Origin of the sequence: Sphingomonas hankookensis (assembly GCF_022664465.1) — a bacterium.
GTDB lineage: Bacteria > Pseudomonadota > Alphaproteobacteria > Sphingomonadales > Sphingomonadaceae > Sphingomonas > Sphingomonas hankookensis.
On the sequence record NZ_JAKREV010000007.1, the window covers coordinates 18,813 to 36,884 of the forward strand.

Annotated in this window: 21 protein-coding genes and 1 pseudogene; 11 read left to right on the plus strand and 11 right to left on the minus strand. The window is 66.1% G+C overall.

Annotated elements, in window-relative coordinates; genetic code table 11:
- Positions 1-10: 10 nt before the first annotated feature.
- Genes MF610_RS19185 through MF610_RS19195 form a run of 3 tightly spaced genes read right to left on the minus strand, consistent with a single transcriptional unit; the run spans position 11 to position 932 of the window.
- The gene (locus MF610_RS19185; protein WP_339328543.1) at positions 11-316 is read right to left on the minus strand and encodes a Rossmann-fold NAD(P)-binding domain-containing protein; all 306 of its coding nucleotides are present in this window, start codon (positions 314-316) and stop codon (positions 11-13) included.
- Positions 295-609: a hypothetical protein gene (locus MF610_RS19190; protein ID WP_339328544.1), complete on the minus strand. Its 315-nt coding sequence runs from the start codon at positions 607-609 to the stop codon at positions 295-297. Before MF610_RS19190 ends, MF610_RS19185 begins: the two co-directional genes overlap by 22 nt.
- Positions 606-932, minus strand: coding sequence for an NAD-dependent epimerase/dehydratase family protein (locus MF610_RS19195; protein WP_339328545.1), 327 nt, complete (start codon positions 930-932; stop codon positions 606-608). The genes MF610_RS19190 and MF610_RS19195 overlap by 4 nt, the downstream gene beginning before the upstream one ends.
- 6 nt (positions 933-938) lie before the next feature.
- On the opposite strand from MF610_RS19195, the gene MF610_RS16300 reads away from it, so the two are divergent.
- On the plus strand, positions 939-1,466 hold the full coding sequence (locus MF610_RS16300) for an MmyB family transcriptional regulator (RefSeq protein WP_479687782.1): 528 nt from the start codon (positions 939-941) through the stop codon (positions 1,464-1,466).
- Here the strand turns inward: MF610_RS16300 and MF610_RS16305 are convergent.
- Entirely contained in the window at positions 1,386-2,528 is a 1,143-nt protein-coding gene (locus tag MF610_RS16305) for a cytochrome P450 (protein ID WP_242200678.1), read from the minus strand. The genes MF610_RS16300 and MF610_RS16305 overlap by 81 nt on opposite strands.
- 227 nt (positions 2,529-2,755) lie before the next feature.
- Entirely contained in the window at positions 2,756-3,829 is a 1,074-nt protein-coding gene (locus MF610_RS16310) for a saccharopine dehydrogenase NADP-binding domain-containing protein (protein WP_242200697.1), read from the minus strand.
- Between the two features lie 108 nt (positions 3,830-3,937).
- On the opposite strand from MF610_RS16310, the gene MF610_RS16315 reads away from it, so the two are divergent.
- Positions 3,938-4,531 carry a TetR/AcrR family transcriptional regulator gene (locus MF610_RS16315; protein WP_242200712.1) on the plus strand — a complete coding sequence of 198 codons (594 nt, stop codon included), beginning with the start codon at positions 3,938-3,940 and terminating at the stop codon, positions 4,529-4,531.
- Between the two features lie 22 nt (positions 4,532-4,553).
- On the opposite strand, the gene MF610_RS16320 is transcribed toward MF610_RS16315, so the two are convergent.
- Together MF610_RS16320 and MF610_RS16325 are read right to left on the minus strand one after the other, a co-directional pair.
- Positions 4,554-5,387 carry a LysR substrate-binding domain-containing protein gene (locus MF610_RS16320; protein WP_242200714.1) on the minus strand — a complete coding sequence of 278 codons (834 nt, stop codon included), beginning with the start codon at positions 5,385-5,387 and terminating at the stop codon, positions 4,554-4,556.
- Between the two features lie 373 nt (positions 5,388-5,760).
- Positions 5,761-5,925 (minus strand): hypothetical protein, encoded by a 165-nt coding sequence (locus MF610_RS16325; RefSeq protein WP_242200717.1) that lies wholly within the window; start codon positions 5,923-5,925, stop codon positions 5,761-5,763.
- A gap of 121 nt (positions 5,926-6,046) precedes the next feature.
- Between MF610_RS16325 and MF610_RS16330 the strand changes: the two genes are divergently transcribed.
- From MF610_RS16330 to MF610_RS16360, 7 genes are all read left to right on the plus strand, one after another.
- Entirely contained in the window at positions 6,047-6,985 is a 939-nt protein-coding gene (locus tag MF610_RS16330) for an ATP-grasp domain-containing protein (RefSeq protein WP_242200720.1), read from the plus strand.
- A complete protein-coding gene (locus MF610_RS16335; protein WP_242200737.1) occupies positions 6,985-8,025 on the plus strand; it encodes an LLM class flavin-dependent oxidoreductase in 1,041 nt (346 codons plus the stop codon). The genes MF610_RS16330 and MF610_RS16335 overlap by 1 nt, the downstream gene beginning before the upstream one ends.
- Positions 8,022-9,245 (plus strand): dicarboxylate/amino acid:cation symporter, encoded by a 1,224-nt coding sequence (locus MF610_RS16340; RefSeq protein WP_242200754.1) that lies wholly within the window; start codon positions 8,022-8,024, stop codon positions 9,243-9,245. The genes MF610_RS16335 and MF610_RS16340 overlap by 4 nt, the downstream gene beginning before the upstream one ends.
- Positions 9,246-9,704: 459 nt before the next feature.
- Entirely contained in the window at positions 9,705-11,831 is a 2,127-nt protein-coding gene (locus MF610_RS16345) for a TonB-dependent siderophore receptor (RefSeq protein WP_242200757.1), read from the plus strand.
- A complete protein-coding gene (locus MF610_RS16350; protein ID WP_242200760.1) occupies positions 11,831-13,213 on the plus strand; it encodes an MFS transporter in 1,383 nt (460 codons plus the stop codon). The genes MF610_RS16345 and MF610_RS16350 overlap by 1 nt, the downstream gene beginning before the upstream one ends.
- On the plus strand, positions 13,210-13,830 hold the full coding sequence (locus tag MF610_RS16355) for a TetR/AcrR family transcriptional regulator (RefSeq protein ID WP_242200778.1): 621 nt from the start codon (positions 13,210-13,212) through the stop codon (positions 13,828-13,830). The genes MF610_RS16350 and MF610_RS16355 overlap by 4 nt, the downstream gene beginning before the upstream one ends.
- Positions 13,830-14,423: a peptidylprolyl isomerase gene (locus MF610_RS16360; RefSeq protein ID WP_242200781.1), complete on the plus strand. Its 594-nt coding sequence runs from the start codon at positions 13,830-13,832 to the stop codon at positions 14,421-14,423. Before MF610_RS16355 ends, MF610_RS16360 begins: the two co-directional genes overlap by 1 nt.
- Before the next feature lie 254 nt (positions 14,424-14,677).
- On the opposite strand, the pseudogene MF610_RS16365 reads toward MF610_RS16360, so the two are convergent.
- The 4 genes and pseudogenes from MF610_RS16365 to MF610_RS16380 all read right to left on the minus strand — a co-directional run.
- A pseudogene (locus tag MF610_RS16365) lies at positions 14,678-14,968 on the minus strand (integrase core domain-containing protein); the annotation flags it as partial.
- A gap of 8 nt (positions 14,969-14,976) precedes the next feature.
- Positions 14,977-15,438, minus strand: coding sequence for a DsrE family protein (locus MF610_RS16370; RefSeq protein WP_339328546.1), 462 nt, complete (start codon positions 15,436-15,438; stop codon positions 14,977-14,979).
- Positions 15,439-15,564: 126 nt separating this feature from the next.
- On the minus strand, positions 15,565-15,942 hold the full coding sequence (locus tag MF610_RS16375; RefSeq protein ID WP_242200803.1) for an ArsR/SmtB family transcription factor: 378 nt from the start codon (positions 15,940-15,942) through the stop codon (positions 15,565-15,567).
- Positions 15,939-16,559 carry a peroxiredoxin gene (locus MF610_RS16380; protein WP_242200807.1) on the minus strand — a complete coding sequence of 207 codons (621 nt, stop codon included), beginning with the start codon at positions 16,557-16,559 and terminating at the stop codon, positions 15,939-15,941. The genes MF610_RS16375 and MF610_RS16380 overlap by 4 nt, the downstream gene beginning before the upstream one ends.
- Positions 16,560-16,617: 58 nt before the next feature.
- Between MF610_RS16380 and MF610_RS16385 the strand changes: the two genes are divergently transcribed.
- Together MF610_RS16385 and MF610_RS16390 are read left to right on the plus strand one after the other, a co-directional pair.
- Positions 16,618-17,565 carry an MBL fold metallo-hydrolase gene (locus tag MF610_RS16385; RefSeq protein WP_242201440.1) on the plus strand — a complete coding sequence of 316 codons (948 nt, stop codon included), beginning with the start codon at positions 16,618-16,620 and terminating at the stop codon, positions 17,563-17,565.
- Positions 17,565-18,002, plus strand: coding sequence for a YeeE/YedE family protein (locus MF610_RS16390; protein WP_242200811.1), 438 nt, complete (start codon positions 17,565-17,567; stop codon positions 18,000-18,002). The genes MF610_RS16385 and MF610_RS16390 overlap by 1 nt, the downstream gene beginning before the upstream one ends.
- Positions 18,003-18,072: the final 70 nt, after the last annotated feature.

An 18,072-nucleotide genomic window follows, 5' to 3' on the forward strand; every position in this document is an offset into this window, starting at 1 on the left:
CGGTCGCAGATCACGCGGCGGTGATCGCTGAATAGTCCTTCGCGGCAAGGTCGGTGAGGAGATCGGGGCCAGTCGGCTCCCACCCGAGCCGCGCCCGCGTCCAGGCGCTCGACGCCGTCATGTCGAGGCCTGCGAGGGGTGTCATCCACCCAAAATAATGCTCGACCTCGTCAGCCGCGACGGAGCGCACCGTTAGCCCGCTGCATTTGCCGATCACCTCGGCGATGGCACGCGTGATGACGCCCTCCTCTGCCGAGGCATGGTAACGTGCACCCGGTTCACCCTTTTCGCGGGCTAGCACGTAGAGCTTCGCCACGTCTCTGACGTGCGCGGCGGACCAGCGCGCCTGTCCTCGCCGGCATACGCTACCGCTCCCGCCCGGCGTGCTTCGGCGATCAGCGGTGTGATCAGCGGTGTGATCAGCCCGGCCTTGGTGGTGTCGTGCACATAAGGCAATCGAATAGTGCGCACGTCGATGCGGCGCGCCACCAGTGCCGCGCCTGCGAGTTCCGTCGCGATGCGCGGGTTGGCGTAGTGCGGGTTGAGTACGTCTTCCGTCGCTGGTCCGCCATTCAGCGGCGTGCCGATGCCGACCCCCGAGTTGATCAAGATCGGCTTTCCCGTTCCTCTAGCGCCTCTCCCATGGCCGCAATGTTGCGTTCGTCCTTTCTGGTGTTCTCCACGAAGTTCGCAGAATCATGGTCGAATGCACAATGGATCACCGCATCGGCCGCCGCGACGCCACGCGCAAGCGTGTCGAGATCACCGCGATGAACGTCAACCCCGGCCGCTTCAAGCTGACGCGCGCCTGCGTCGGATCGCGTGAGACCGAGCACCTGATGGCCGCGGTCGAGCAGTTCGGAAATGATGTGCGAACCGACGAAGCCGGTCGCGCCGGTCAGGAATACCCGCATGAGCCGGAACGCGAGCATCTGTACATGCTAGGCCTGGGCATCACCCCCCGGCTGCAACGTGTGCTTGACGGGATGGTGCTGAGCCCTGCGATCATCAAGACAGCGATGTGGGATGTGGTTGGCTGGAACCGCGCCGCGACGGTGCTCCTGACCGACTATTCCAAGCTGCCGCGCGAGGACCGTAACGTCCTCCCCTTGATGTTCGGCAGCAACTATGTCCGCAGCCGGAACGAAGATTGGGAAAGCATCGCCCGCTTCGTCGTGGGTGCCTTTCGCGCAGACGTAGCGCGGGCAAATGCAGGCACCAGCGCCGAGGTCACCAGGCTGGTAGCGGACCTCAGCGCGGTCAGCCCCGAATTCATTGCATTGCCGAAGCTGGCTGACGCCCGACCGTCGACTACGCTTGGCACGCGCCGTTGCGATCGCTCTGTCAGAGGGCGAGCCCGACGTAGACGCCGAGCCCGCCCTCCATCAGTCTTGCGACACCATCAATCCGACCGGGCGACGGGCGCCGCCGATCGCCCAGGTCCAGTGTTCCGACCTTGGGGATAACGCTGGTCCGTCGCAGAAGGCAATCTCGACCAGCAGATGGGCGAGTTGCTTCGTCCAACCGTGGCCAACGCAACTATGCGCTCCGATGCCGAACGGCAGGCCGCGATCAGACCGACCCGGACGATAGAGTGCGGGCTGAGGGAACACGTCCGGATCGCGATTTCCTGCCGACCACCACATCCAGACGAGCGTGCCCTCCGCAACGGACCGGTCGCCGATCTGCGCCTCCACGCGGGCTTGGCGCACGGTGAAGAGCGTCGGAGTCGCGAGACGCAACGCTTCTTCGATTGCCAGTTCCCTGTAGGATGGGTCCGCGAGCGCCAGTTTGTCCGTTTCCTCCAGCAGTAGAACCGTCAGCATACCGGCCAGGCCCGCCGCCGCAGTATCGATGGCATCGAACAAAAGGGATGCGACCAGAGGCGCGCCCTGCGCCGCTCCGGCGACGCTCGCGATACGGCGCGCCGGGCATTCCCGGTCGCTGCCGATCACCTCGGCCGATCGCCTCAACAACTCGGCAGCCGCGCAATCCGCGGCTGTCGCGTCGGCGGCATCCGGCGCGAAGGAGAGTTGCCGGCTGAACACGTCGACCTGTTCGCCGAGGCTCGCCGCATCCTGGCTGCCGTATCCGGCGAATGCCCCCCAACATTCCGTCGCAATGGGAAGGCAGATGTCGTGAAAAAGGTCGACATGCCGGTCCCGCGCAACAGCGACCCATCTGTCGATCACCGACCGCGCGTCGGGCGCAAAGCCTGTCACCGCCGCATTGTTGAGCCCCGCCAGCACGGCCTTGCGGAGACGACGATGCTCGAATCCGGTCTGGGTGAAGAGGCCGTGACGCAGGATGTCGTCCCCGTTACGGCAAGGCTCGTCCGGTGCGTCGGGCATTGGCGTTCCGTCGACGGCCGCATGCATCCCGAATGCGCGAAGCGCGCGATGGCCGAGGATTGCCAGCCCGCCATCAGGGCTGCGCTGAACTCGGTCGCCATTTAGAAAGCTCCGCTTGAACGCGGGAAAGGGATCCTGCCAGAACCCCGGCAGGGTGAAGTCGTCAAAAACACGCATGAAGTGATCCTCAAAAGAACATGACGAAGCGCCCGGCGGTCAGCCAGGGTGCAGCGTTCGAATGATCTTTCGGTCAGCGGATCCGGCAGTGCGCGTAGAAGGTCATGACGTCTTTCCAGAAACTTACAGTGGCTGCTTCAGGAACGTTACGTCGCGATGGCTGCGTGGGCAAATTCTGCGCCTGCCAGCCGCTGCCGGAATTGCACCTCGAGTCCGGCCAGACACAGCTAGGCGAGCGAGCGCGTCGAGGCATTGGCGATCGCGCCATCGAGCGGCTCATCACCGAACGCAGATGGTTGAAGCACCAGCACGTCGGCCAGAGCGGCGAGGAAGTCGCGCGCATCGAACAGCTCGCCCGGCGCCCGCACGCCCGCCCAATCCGGCGTCGCGTCCGCCAACAGGCGAAGGCAGGCCTCGACGACCAGCGGCGCGGTGACGAAGTAGATATCCCGTCCGGTAACGGTCGCCTCGCGCCTATGCCCGCGCCGTTCGGCGCGAACCGACATGGCGAACATCTGGTCCGATCGGCCAAGCGCGTCCTGTGCCTGGGGGAGCGGCGTCGCCGCATCGGCCAGATCGGCGAGCGGCTTGCCGTTCATGTAGCTCGTGATCGCCCACGCCTTCAAGTGCCGGGACAGCAGGACGATCTCCGACAGCGCGACGCAGGAGACCGGCTGCGATCCGAACGGCTTCGGAAACGGCCACAGCGAGGCTGGTGGAGGCGACGGCACCGGCGCCAGCACGCCATCGCGGACGACAAGACGCGTGGCGGTGTTCCGCTCACCGGTGAGGCGGGTGCCCGTCGTCGGATGCCAGGAGTCGAGCGCGACCGCGATCTCGATCGCATCGACGTCCGGCCAGTCGTCCACGATGCTCGACGCCAGCAGGTCGGCAAGCCCCCCGAAGAAGGCCATCGCCGGCATAACGACGCGACCGGCCGCCTTGGCCGAGGCATCGAACGTGGCGATCGTATCCAGCACGGTGACCTGCTCGGCGGTCACGTCGAGCACGTGACAACCAGCCATAAGCGCCGCTTCGATCACCGGCTGGCAGGTGTCGAAGAACGGCCCCGCGCAATTGATGACCGCATTGAGGCCATCGAAGGCGTGCCGCATCGACGTGGAATCATCGACGGACGTCACACGAGCTTCGCCGTGCCGGAGCCCTGCCTGCAGCCGCGACAGCGCAGCGCCGTCACGCCCGATCCAGCGAGCCTCCACTCCACGACGCGCCAGCTCCGCGGCGACGAATCGGCCGGTATGACCATTTGCTCCGAAAACACCGATGCGATGCACAGCCATGACTACCCCCTCAGACCGATACCGATCGGTATCGTTTGTGCTACCGCTCGGTATCGCTGTCAATCTGCCTGTGTTACGGCTTCCGCACCTCACCGGTCCTGGAAATCCATGAACGATCCCGCCTCCACCTCGCCCGGCCCCGCCCGTGACGCCGTGCTGAGAACCGCGTCGCAGCTATTCTATCGCGAGGGTGTGCGCGCGGTCGGCATGGAACTGATCGTCGAGCGGTCCGGCGTGGCGAAGACAACCATCTATCGGCACTTCCCGACGAAGGACGCGCTGGTGGAGGCGTTCCTTGAGGCGGAGGATCGTGAATTCTGGCAGCAATGGGACAAGATTGTCGCTTCAAGCGCAGGGGAACCCAGAAATGCCCTGCTGGCCTTGAGCGCCTGGGTGGGCGGCCGGGTTTCGCGCGACGGCTATCGGGGGTGCCCCCAGATCAACGTCGCGGCCGAGTTCGCGGATGCCGGGCATCCTGCCCGCATAGTCGCGCATCGCCACAAGGCGGAGATGGTCACCCGGCTCGCCGCGCTGTGTCGCGAGCTGGACGCCTCGACCGCCGATCTACGCGCACAGCAGATCGGCCTGCTCTTCGACGGAGCGTTCATGAGCGGGGCACGTCTCGGCGGGCTCGGTGCGAAGCCTGTGCTCGACGATGCGATCGAGCGTCTGATCCAGGGTCCAGACGTGTGGCGACCATGACCTTGTCATGATGATGGGATGATCATCCCGCGAAGGCACCCTGCCGCCCCTGTTCCCGCATCGCGTCGATGAACACGCGCACCGCAGGCATTGTCGCCCGGCCGGGATCGTAGAGGAGGCTCACCGGCACGGCGGATGGCGCGTGGTCCGCCAGAACCTCGACCAGTCGGCCGTCTGCGATATGCGCGGCCGACTGATAGCTCAGCACATTGGCAAGTCCCACGCCGGCCTCCGCGGCAGCGACGATCGCATCGATACCATTGACGATGAGGCGGGGGACCATTTCTACGATCTTCTGCCGCGGGCGCCAAACGGCCATCCGCTGCCGGCGCGCACGCCGCTGCCCATGATGCACCGATGGCCGGCAAGGTCGACGACATACCCGCCAGGTGCCTGCACAATGCCGTCGATCGGATCGCGCGCGAACGAGGCGGACGCGAGCGGCGTGCCGTAATAGTTCGGCAGATTGTCCCGCAGATAGCGCCGCCGCTTTCAGAGCACGCGCCGCATGGTTGGACACGGTGACGACCTGACGCTCGCGCGGGATGAAGCCTGACAGCCGCTCGAGGTCGGACAGCGGGATGCTGAGATAGGCAGGCAACCCGCCGATCGCGCTTATCTCATCGGCACGGCGCACATCGACGAACACGACGCCGGAGGGCGCGGCCAGCAGCGCGTCGACCCGCGCGCGGTCCAGTTTCGCGCCGCCGGTGGCTTGTCCACTGGCGACCGGTTGGGCGGTTGGCGACACCGTCTGCGCCATTGAGGGGAAGGCGAACGCGCCGAGGGCTACGCCCGTCGCCAACGTGACGCACCAGCCACTCACCATCCCCTTGATATCGTCCGAACCACGCATAGGACCCCCTGTCGATCGAGAGGGATGTTCTACCGGCGCGGATCACCGCTTGAGAAAACGCCGTTGGTTATCAGTCATGCCTGCCAAGCATCTCGCAAAGGCCACAGCAGCTCCCTCAACCGCGGCCCGGTGCGCCTTGTGGATCGGCAGGTTGGTGGAGTGGATGCCCCCGACGGCATATATGCATCGAAGAGGCGGTGTGCAGGACACCGGGTAGGCGTCCGTGACACATATTCACGCAGTTGGGCTGGATTTGGCGAAGTACGTCTTTCGGGTGCCGCGTGCAGACCGGAACGGGGTTCTCCTTCGTAACGTCGCTGGTGATCGAGTCGAGTTTGCCGCTTTCGAGTACCGCCACCCATGAAGGCCAGCGTCACTCACCGTTCCGGGGACGGTAGCGGTTCTCGAACTGCACGACGGGACTACCCACGCCGACCTGAGCGAAGGGCCTAACCGGCATCGAGCCATCAAAGAGGTCGACAACGGTACCTTCAGCATTGCTGCGGCTGTCCACCACGACGCCCGCGTCGTTGGCCATTACCGCTTCGCTCTAAGTGCGATCATGGAACGCGAGTAGCTCGTCAACGCCAAGCCTTTCTTTCCATAGGACAAGTCCGGTTACCTTTCCAAGCCGTGACCCGCGCGTCACAAGCCTTGGCATGACTCCAGACCTTGCCATTCTCTTCGAACATCCACAGTGGTTCACGCCGTTGTTCGCCGCGCTCGACCGGCGCGGGATCGCGTATGAGCGACTGTCACCGGGTACCGCCTTCGATCCCGCCGACGCCGCCGTCCCCGCGCCGCTGATCCTCAGCCGACTTGCCATGTCGGCGTTCCTGCGCGAGGCGGAACACCCGATCTTCTGGGCACAGTCGCTGATGGCGCGCTGGGAGTTGTCCGGCGCTAGGGTACTGAACGGCACCGCCGCCCTCGGCGTCGATACCTCCAAGGCGCGCCAACTCGCACTGATCGCCTCGCTCGGCCTTGCCACCCCCGCGACCCGCGTGGTCCACCGTGCGGCCGACGTGCCGGCGGCGGCCGCGACGATCGGCTTTCCGCTGGTGGTCAAGGCGAATATCGGCGGTGCGGGTGCCGGGATCGCCCGCTACGACAGTCTGGACGAGGTACGGGCGGCGGTTGCCGACGGGGCGCTGCCGACCAGCATCGACGGCGTGCTGCTGGTCCAGGACTATGTGCCCGCGCGCGGCGGCACGATCACCCGGATCGAGACGCTCGACCGCACCTATCTCTATGCGATCGACGTCGCGGGCGGCGGCGCGTTCGATTTGTGCCCGGCGGATGCCTGTCAGGTACCGGGAAGCGCGATCACTATGACCGCGGTCGAGCCCCCGTCGACGTTGCGCGACGCGGCGGAGGCGATCGCCCGCGCCGGCTTGCTCGACCTCGGCGGGGTCGAGGTGATGATCGACGACCGCGACGGCGTGGCCCGCTTCTACGACGTGAACGCTCTGTCCAACTTCGTCGCGAAGCCGCTCGACGTGCTGGGGTGGGACCCGCACGAACGGTTGGTGGACCGACTGGAAACATGGCTCATGGAGGCGCGTACCCGTGCTTCTGGGCGGCAGGAGGCACGCTGATGCGCTACGGTTTCTGGATGCCGGTGTTCGGTGGCTGGCTGCGCAACGTGCCCGACGAGGGGATGGCGGCGACCTGGGAATATGCGCGCCGCCTGACGCAGGACGCCGAGCGTTGGGGATATGACCTGACGCTGATCGCCGAACTCAACCTCAACGATATCAAGGGGGTCGAGCAGCCCGCGCTCGACGCATGGTCCACCGCCGCTGCGCTGGCGGCGGTGACCGAGCGACTGGAGCTGATGGTCGCGGTCCGCCCGAACTTCCATCATCCGGCACTGTTTGCTAAGGCGGCGGCCAATATCGACCGGATTTCCGGGGGGCGCCTCGCGCTCAACGTCGTGTCGAGCTGGTGGGCGGACGAGGCGCGGCAGTACGGCCTGCAATTCGACCAGCATGACGATCGCTATGCCCGGACCGCCGAATGGCTGAGCGTGGTCGACGGGTTGTGGACCGAGGAACGGTTCAGCTTCGACGGCAACTTCTACCGCACCGAGGACGCGATCTGCGCGCCCAAGCCGGTCAAGCGCCCGACGATCTATGCGGGTGGCGAGAGCGAGGCGGCCAAGACCATGATCGCCGCGCAGTGCGACGCCTATGTCATGCACGGCGACCCGGTGTCGGCGATCGCCCCCAAGATCGCCGACATGGCGGCACGGCGGGCGGCGGCAGGCGGGGCGCCGATGCAGTATGGCATGGCCGCCTATGCCATCGTCCGTGACAGCGAGGCAGAGGCGAAACGCGAGCTCGAGCGGATCACGACGGTCAGCGAACTGCCGGCAGGCTACGCGAATTTCGACCAGTGGCTGTCGGGAACGCAGCTCGAGCGCGAATTGAAGCTGCAGGAATATTCCGTGTCGAATCGCGGCCTGCGCCCCAACCTCGTCGGCACACCCGAGCAGCTCAAGGAGCGGATCGCCGAATATGAAGCGGCGGGGCTCGACCTGCTGCTGTTGCAGATGAGCCCGCAGGCCGAGGAAATGGAGCGCTTCGCCGCGCAGGTGATGGGCACCGCCCCCCTCCCCGAGTCGACGGCGGCATGAAGCTGCCGACGGCTGGACGCATCCTGATCGGCCTGATCGCCGGGCTGCTCGTCGGCTATCTCGCCGGACCGCAAAGCGGGATGTTGCCCGCCGCGCAGACGGTCGGCGGAGTATGGCTGGATGCCTTGCGGATGCCGATCATTCCGCTGGTGTTCGCGCTCGTCGTCACGGGGCTGGGCGGTGGATCGGGGGCCGATGGATCGACCCGCGTGGCATCGCGCGCGATCGGGGCGTTCGTCCTGTTTCTCTCCGCATCCGCAGCATTCGGCGTTGCGCTCGGATGGGTGATGTTCAGTGGTTGGGCGGTGGCCGGCCTCGACGCGGTGCGCGGCACCGGCGAGGCGATACCCGATCTGCCCCCGCTTGGCGAAACGCTGCGCGCGCTGGTGCCCGCCAATCCGATCGCCTCCGCGGCGGGCGGAGCCATCGTGCCGGTCGTCATCTTCGCCCTGTTGTTCGCGATCGCACTCCGCCGGATCGAGCCCGCGCGCAGCACCGCGATCCTCGGCATTTTCCAAGGCGTCGCCGACACCCTGCTCGTCATCATCGGCTGGGTGCTGCTTCTTGCGCCGATCGGGGTGTTCGCACTGGCGTTCGACGTCGCTGCACGCAGCGGCATGGCGGTAGGCGCACTGCTCGCGTGGTACGTCGCCGCCCGGGTAATCGGCGGGATCGTGCTGCTCGGGGCGTTCGTCCTGCTGGTGGCCGTCGTGGCACGAACGCAGTTGTCGGCGTTTCTGCGGGCGGCACTGCCAGCGCAGTCGGTCGCGTTCTCCACGCAATCCTCGCTCGCGTCGCTACCCGCGATGCTGCAGGGCGCCCGCTCGCTCGGCTTGCCCGAGCGTCAGGTCGGCACCGTCCTGCCGCTGGCGGTCGCGCTGTTCCGTATCAGCGCGCCGACGGCAATCAGCCTTGCCGTGCTGGCGCTCGCACGGCTCAATGGCGTCGAGCTGGGTCTGCCGCAAACCGTGCTCGTCGGTGTCCTTGCGGTGCTCAACAATCTGGTGATCGCCGGCCTGCCCAACCAGATCAGCTTCTTCGCCGCCTATGCGCCGGTCGCCCTGGCGGTAGGCGTACCGATCGACCTGCTGCCGCTGTTCCTCGCGGTGGACACGATCCCCGACATGTTCGCGACCAGCGCCAACGTCACCGCCGATCTCGCGCTGACGACCATCCTGACCGAGAACGAACAAGACGTGGCGGCAGAGGCATCCGCCTGACCGCCCCGCCGCCGAGCATCACACGGGTTGCGGCAGCCGGTCCCGACACGCATCCGCCGCTCGCGGGTCGCGCGCGCGATTGTGGCACGGTCGTCGGTGACGGTCGCAGCCCCCTTCGACATAGGTGAGGCCCCGTCGTACCCGGCTGGCCCGCCCCCCGGCAGTGCCACGACCTGTCGGGCGCCTGGCGCGATCACCCTGCGCCTCGGCCAGTCAATGAGCGCGGGCTTGAAGTGATCGGGCGTGTGCGACCGCGTCGGTTTGGCGACGATACTCCTGACCGCCTGCCGTAGTTCACCATCGGTGACACCCGCGATCCGCCCATGCCGTGCAGTCGCGCACCGTCTTCGGCAGCGACTGGCCGAGCGTAAAGCGAACCTTCGCAACCGCAACGAAAAACTATTTACATAACGATCGTGCGGTATGTTTATGTATTGCTACCGTCAAGGGAGGGTTCGTATGCTGAAGCTGGGGGGTTACGGTGTTCCGGTCATCGGGTTGGTGGTCGCGACGGCAGGGATGGTGCAGCCTCACGCTGCCGCTGCGCAGGCGCAACCCGTGCCGCGCGATACCGAGGCGGAAGGAAATCCTTCAGCGAACGACGACATCCTCGTCACCGGGCAACTGAGCCGGGAAGCGGATCTCGGCGGCACGCTGGGCACGCGTTCTATCCTCGACACGCCGTTGTCGGTGAGCAGCGTGTCGCGGGAGGATCTGGCCGATCGCGCGGTGACGGCATTGGGGGAGGTGTTCGCACGGGACCCGGCGGTGACCTCGCTCGGCGATACTACTACGATCTACTCGTCGAACCTGAGCGTTCGCGGCCTGCCGCTGGACGCGGCCAACGGCTACAAGATCAATGGTCTGCCCATCTATAATTTCGGCGCGGAACTGCCGATCGCCTTTTTCGACAGGATCGACCTGCTGAAGGGATCCTCGGGTTTTCTCTACGGCTTCAGCGCGCCGGGCGGCATCGTCAACTATGTGACGGCCAAGCCGACCGACGACACGCGGGTGGCGGTCGAGGCCGGCTATCGATCCGACAGCATCTTTTCCGGTCATGTCGATCTGGGCGGACCGGTCGTGCCCGGCTTCGGTTATCGGCTGAACGCAATCGTCGAGGATGGCGATGCTCGCAATGGCGCCCGCATCCGCAACAAGGGCGCCGCGCTGTCGTTGTCAGCCGATCTGGCGCCGGGGCTGCGCTGGACGTTCGACGGCATCTATCAGAAGCGCGAGACCGGCAACGTCGTGCAGGGCGTCAGCGTCAGCAGCTTCACCGGCACGGCGCTGCCGCCCCCGCCGGCCGGCGACGATCCGCTGCCGGTCACGCCCGGCAGTTACTTCGACACCGACTATTACCTGCTGGCGACCGGGCTGCGGATCGCGATCGCGCAGGGATGGACCATATCGGCGGATGCGAGCAGTTCGGGCAACCGGCGCAGCTTCTCATTCGACTTCGCCTATCTGGGCAACGCGGCCGGCGACTATACCAACTTCGTCAACGACAGCCGGTCGCGTAACCGCTTCGACCAGGGGCGGCTCCTCGTCGCAGGAAAATTCGCCACCGGACCGTTGAACCACAACCTCGTTCTAGGGGCGTCGGCACAGGGCTACACCGTCTTCGGCAACGTCAACCAGGTGTTCCGGGCGACCGGGTCCAGCAACATCTATACCGGCGCGCCAGTCCCCTATACCTCGACGATGTTCGTCGACCCGTACAAGAGCGCCGAGGTCGAACAACAGGCCCTGTTCGCCAGCGATACGGTGGAGGTCATGCCCGGCCTGTCGTTGCTGGCGGGGGTGCGATGGACCCAGTATCGCCAGCGCGGCTATGCCACGACCCGGCTGCGGGCGTCGCAATATGACAAATCGCCGGTCACCCCGACGCTGGCGGTCCTCTACAAGCCGTCGCCGACGACAGCATTCTATGCCAGCTACGTCGAATCGCTCGAACAGGCCGCGACCGTATCCAGCCTCTATACCAATCGCGACGCGTTGCTGGCGCCGCTACGCAGCCGGCAATATGAGGCCGGCTTCAAGATCGACGAACGCGACTGGACCGGATCGGCCGCCGTCTTCGCGGTCCGGCGTGGCGCCGCCTATGCCAATGCCGCCAACGAATTGGTGCAGGACGGCTACGCGCTCTATCGCGGTCTGGACATCAACGGCCGGGTCCGCCCGGTGCGCGGCGTGTCGCTGGGCGCCGGCGTGCTGGTGCTCGACGCCCAATATGAGCAGGCAAGCCCGGCGATCGTCGGCAACCGCGTGGAGGGCACGCCCAATTTCCAGCTGTCGGGTGATATCGGCTATCAGTTCGCAGCGGTGCCGGGGCTGAGCGTCAGTGCGGACGTCCGGCGCAACGACGACGTGACCATCAACAGCGCCGCTACCCTGCGGACGCCGGCCTATACGCTCGTCGGACTGGGGGTGAAGTACGACCTCGCGCTGCTCGGGCATCAGACCACCTTGCGCGCGAACGTGACCAACCTGACCGATGAGCGCTACTGGTTCTACATCCAGCCCAGTTTCATCTTTCCCGGCGAGGCGCGCACGCTGTCGCTCGGGATGCGATTCGCCTTCTGATGCGGGCGGGGACCGGCGAAGCCGACGGGCGCACGGCAGTCAGCTATGCGCTCGTCAACATGCCGCTGCAGATGATCCAGGGGCCGGCGTCGATCATCCTGCCGTCGCTCTATGTCCAATATGCCGGGCTGGACATGGTCGTCATCGGCATCCTGATGACGCTGTTGCGGCTTGGCGACGCGGTGATGGATCCGGCAATCGGCTATCTGTCGGACCGCACGCGCCTGCGCTTCGGCCGGCGGCGGACGTGGGTGGCGCTGGGCGCCGCACTGTGCGTGCCGGCGGTCCTCCTCGTCTTTCGCCCCGGTCCCGCGACCGGCTATGTCTATTTCACTGCCAGCTATTTCCTGCTGACACTGGCATGGACGATGGTCGAGATCCCGCACACCGCGTGGCTGAGCGAGATCAGCCACGATTATGGCGCCCGCAACCGGCTGTCGACCTATCGCTACATCGCCGGCATGGCCGGCACCGCGCTGTTCCCGCTGATATCGTTCCTGCCTTGGCTTCCGAACCGGGCGGTGACACCCGAGGTGACGCAGTTGGCGTCCTTCGTCGCAATCCTGCTGCTCGGCATCGCGGTGCCTGCGGCGCTGTGGCTGGTGCCCGATCCCCCGGTCAGGGCGACGGACAGCCGCAGCCATGGTATCCGGCAGGTCGCGCGGGACCTATGGGCCAACCGGCCGCTGCGCCGCTTCATCGCCATGCAGTCGCTGACCGGCGTGTCGTCCGGCATGGTGACGGGCCTCTATTATTTCTACGTCAGCATCTATCTGGGGCTCAGCCGCGACTATACCAGCGTGATGCTGGCGGTATACACGCTGTCGATCGTCGGCAGCGCGCTGTGGCTGCGGATCGGGCGCATCGTCGACAAGCACCGCATCATCGCCCTGTGCAGCCTCTTCACGGCGCTGACGAACGTGTTGATGTACGTCATCACCCCCGGCCCCGACGCCTTCCTCTTGCTGCTGGTTATGTTCTCGGTGGCGGCGATCGCCACCTCGGGTGCCGTTGCCGCGCAGGTCGCGCTGCTCGCCGATGTCGCGGATTACGGCGTTCTCCAGTCGGGGCGCGAGCATCCCGGCAACTATTTCGCCCTGTTCGCCTTTGTGGGCAAGGCGGCGCTGGCGGTCGGCAGCGGGATCGGCCTGATCATCGCCGGCCTGTTCGGGTTCCGGGTCGAAGGCGGCAACGGTCCGCTGGCGATGACCGGCTTCTTCCTCGCGATCATCTGGATTCCGCTCGCGCTCAACGTCCTGTCCGCCGCCCTTTCGTGGTTCTTTCCGCTGGATCGCCGGCGGCAGGCGGTCATCGCCCGCCGGATCGGACGGCGTCATGCCCTTGACTTGACGCCCGCACCATCGGGTAACGGGGCAATATGACGACCGTACGCAAAGCCGAGAGACGCACCCAGCAGGAGCGGACGGCCGCGGCACGGGACAATCTGATCCGCGCGACGCAGGACTGCCTCGCCACGCTGGGCCTTGCGAGAACGACCGTCGGCGAAATCTGCAAGCGGGCGGGTGTCTCGAGCGGCGCCTTGCTGCATCATTTTCCCAGCAAAAACGCGCTGATCGTGACCGCGTCGATCCAGCGGCAGATCGAGCTGATCGACGATACGGTCCGGCGGGCGCAGATCGGACATGGTACGATCCGTGACGAGGCCGACGAGATGCGGCAACTTATGGCGCAGACCTTTCCGCTGTCGTACGAATTCTTCTGGGCGCTGCGCACCGACGAGAATCTGCGCCGCGAATTCCAGAGCCAGCTTCAGGCGAACGAGGGCGCGTTCACCAGTCGCTACACGGTCCAGGATTCGGACCTCAAACGCTCGGGCGAGCCGCTGATCGTCCGGATGGTCCTCGCATGCTTCCTGCGGGGCCTGCTGCTGGAGGCGCTGATGAGCGACGCCGGCACCGTCGAGCGGATTTATGAGGTTTTCGTCGAAGCGATGACGGCGTTCGTGCGCCTGCAGACGCCGGGGGGACGCGCCTCGTGATGGACGATGGGACCGACCTCCCCGTGCTGCGGCTCGATACGTCGCTCGGGCCTATCGATGTCGCCCTCGCGCTGCACCGGGCGCCCCGCACCGCGCGGCATGTGATGGAACTGGTGCAGCGCGATCTGCTCTCCCCCGCCACCTTCTATCGCGCCGTCCGGCCGACCGACGCGACCGATCCGCCGACCCGTATCTCGGTCCTGCAGGGCGGTGTCGGTTGGCAGCGTTGCGAGGACCTGCCCGGCGTCGTGCACGAACCGACCTCGGTTACCGGATTGCGCCATGTCGACGGCGCGGTGTCGATCGGTCGCTGGGCGGACCGGCCGGCCACCAGCGAATTGTTCATCTGCCTGGGCGATCAGCCGAGCCTTGATGCGCGTCCCGGCGAAGGGCCGTTCGATGCCGGCTTCGCGGTGTTCGGCCAAGTCGTTGGCGGGATGGATGTCGTACGGCAGGTTCACCGACTTGCCTGCGACGGGCCGCCACCGCCCGGACACGGTCGTTTCGACGGGCAGTTCCTTACCGATGCCGTTCCCTTTTCCACTCAACTAATACCTTCGAGTACCGGACACTTAACGGGGCACATCGCGTAGCGTCTGCTTTCCGGGTCCGGATCGAAGATGATCATAGCCATTCGCTGACGGCCCGCCCCGGCTGGAAGCGAATGGCAATCTGGCGTCGAAAGCCATCTTTCAAGTACCGGGTTGTGAATGAACGTCGGCTTACCTCGATCTCTCGCGCCAAACCGGCCTTTCCGGTCTCCCACCAAACTTGGTCACGCGCTACCCGCCCAATTGCGCGAGGAAGCACGTATCGTCAGATCGCTGACGGCACCAAACCCGCAAGCCTAGGTGTTTAGTCCCGGCATCTGGTGGATCGGGTCGACGATGAACCGGTCTGGCTCTGACGTCCAGATCTTGGCGATGTATTCGTAGGGTGTGAGCCCACTGAGCGTCTTGAGCCGTCGAGCGAAGTTGTAGGCGGCCATGAAGTCGGCGAGGTGCGTCCGGAGCTGGTCGTGGCTCTCGTAGTGGAAGCGCTTGACGGTGGCTTCCTTGATGGTCCGGTTCATCCGCTCGACCTGGCCGTTCGTCCAGGGATGGTTCGGTTTGGTGAGCCGGTGCTCGATGTCGTTGGCCTCGCAGATCATGTCAAAGCGCATCTGGCGCGACCAGGCGGTGTTGCGGTTGCGGGGCTGCTCGGCAGCTGCAACGTCGCCATCGTCGTGAGCGCCGAAACATCAATCTCGATACCATTGTCGACGACAGCCGGATCGATCTCGTTGCCGACCAGCGCCTGGCTGCACACCCGCACCGATATGCCCGCGGTCCGCAACGCTGCCACCAGCGGCAGGTTCGGGTTTCTGGAGATCTTGGTCCGCTCGCCATAAGCGGCATCGTTCATCACCAGTGTCGTCGCCGGCCCGTGGATCAAGACAGCGACGTCCCCGGCGGCAGGCCTGACGCCATCGGCTCCGAGCAGGTTCACGAAGCGCGCGACCTTCTCCAGGTTCGGGTTGACCTGATCCAGCAAGGTCGCCGCCTTGGCGACGCTGAACAGGACGCGATAGTGCAGCGAGCGATCGGGCCGCTCCTTCGCGTCGGGCATGGGCGCATCGCACCATAGCCAGGGATCACCGGATGGCGCGGATCAACGGCCATCGCGCCGCTACTCGACGCAGCATCGTCGCTGCCGCGACCAAACCCAATTTGAAAACCATGTGACACTCCCCGATCATCCGATCCGGGCAAAGGCGGCCGCACCCGACAGGCGCACCGGGGCGGATGCACAGGTCGCGACACGCTGCAACTTGGCGACCGGCCGCGCCGCGCCGAAGGCGGCGAACAATGCGCGCACCCTCTCGTCGACGTCCTCGGCCGCGATACGGTAATATATCTGGCGCGCCTCGCGGCGGGTGGCGACGAGATCGGCGCGCCGCAACTCGGCGAGCTGCTGGCTGAGCGCGGGCTGACCAATGCCGGTCGCCTCCTCGATCTCGCCCACCGCGCGCTCACCGTCCAGCAGAACGGAGAGGATCATCAGCCGTTGCGGCTGCGCGAGCGTCCGCAGGCGCTCCACTATCGCATCCGCCTGGGGACGATCGAGGCTCATGCGTCCGGCCTCAGCCGGTGGAACCAGTCCGCCTCGCCATCGACCGGCAACGCCGGCGGCAGCAGCACGTCGTCACCCGGATACCATCCAGCCGGCGTCAGCGCGTCGCCCTTGGTGGCGCGTTGGAGCGCTTGGACGGTGCGCAGCATCTCCTCGATCGAACGGCCGACGTTCATGGGATACCAGTTGATCGCGCGCACCACGCCTTCGGGATCGATGAAGAAGGTCGCGCGCACCGCCGCGGAGTCCGTGGCATCGGCATCAAGCATCCCATAGGCGTGCCCGACTGCCATCGACGGGTCTTCCACCACCGGAAACGGCACTTCGATCCCCGCGAGTTCGCGGATCGCGCGCATCCAGGCGACATGGCTGTACAGGCTGTCGACCGACAGGCCCAGCAGCGCACAGTCGATCGCCTCGAACTTGGGCGCGGCGTGCGCGAGCGCGATGAACTCGCTTGTGCAGACCGGCGTGAAGTCGGCGGGATGCGAGAAGAACAGCAGCCAACGGCCACGGTACTGATCGAGGCTAACGTCGCCCTTGGTGGTGCGCGCGGTGAAATTGGGGGCGGGATCACCGAGACGGAGTGGTCGGAGAGGAGGGACGGTGTCGTTCATCGTCCTCGAACATGGCACCCGCGGACGGTTGACGCAAGACACTTACAGACATACTTTAATGGTGATTTTACAGGAGTCGCAAGTGTCGCTTGATCCTCATATCGAACAGGCCGCGGGCATCATCGCGGCTTCTCGGTCCAGCGAGACGGCCGATATTCGTGCATTCTTCGACGAGCCGACGAACAGCGTCAGCTATGTCGTCTCCGACCCTGTCACCCGCCGCGCCGCGATCATCGACAGCGTGCTGCATTTCGACCCGGCATCGGGGCGGACGGACAAGGCACCTGCGGACGCGATCGTTGCCTATGTCCACGAGCATGCGCTGACCGTCGACTGGCTGCTCGAAACCCATGTTCATGCCGATCACCTGTCGGCCGCGCCGTACCTCCATGGCATCGTCGGGGGGCAGCTCGCGATCGGGCGCGCGATCACATGCGTGCAGGACGTGTTCGGCAAGATGTTCAACGCCGGCAGCGAGTTCGCGCGCGACGGATCAGACTTCGACCGGCTGTTCGACGACGGCGATCTCTTCGCGATCGGCGATCTCGCCTGCACTGTGCTGCACGTTCCCGGCCACACGCCGGCTGACGTCGCCTTTGTGATCGGCGACGCCGCGTTCGTCGGCGACACGCTGTTCATGCCCGACTACGGCACGGCGCGCGCCGACTTCCCGGGCGGTGATGCCGGCGAGCTGTTCCGATCGATCCGTCGACTGCTCACGCTGCCGGACGAGACCCGCCTGTTCCTGTGCCACGACTACAAGGCGCCGGGGCGCGAGGAGTTCGCGTGGGAGACGACGGTCGGTGCGCAGCGCACCGGCAACGTCCACGTCCATGACGGCATCGACGAGGAGGCGTTCGTCGCGATGCGCTCGGCAAAGGACGCGACGCTTTCGGCGCCCCGGCTGATGCTGCCCTCGATCCAAGTCAACATGCGCGCTGGAAAGCTGCCCGAGCCCGAGGCGAACGGCACCCGCTACCTGCGCATCCCGCTGGACTCGTTCTGATGCCCGGCTTTCCGCAAGCGATGCCGCTCCACGGCCTGATCGGCGGGCTGATGATCGGGCTGGCCGCCGCCCCCATGCTGCTCGCCAACGGGCGCGTGGCGGGATGCAGCGACCTCTTCGCGCGGGCGACCGGCATCGCCAGCGGCGACATGCCGCGCAGTCTCGCGCTCGCCTTCGCTATCGGGCTGCCGATCGGCGCCGCGATCGTCGGCCTGACGATGGGCGTGGAAGCGCGCTTTTCGGCGTCCTTCGCTTTGCTCGCTGTCGCCGGCGTCATCGTCGGCTTCGGCACCCGGCTCGGGTCGGGCTGCACCAGCGGACACGGCGTGGTCGGCCTGTCGCGATTGTCGCCGCGTTCGATCGCCGCGACCGCGACGTTCATGGCGCTGGGTATCATCACCGCCACGGCGCTGCGCCTGTGGGGCGTGATGCCATGAACCGCCAGACGCTCGTCTCGCTCGCAACCGGCACGCTCTTCGGTGCCGGTCTCGCGATCCCATGATCGTG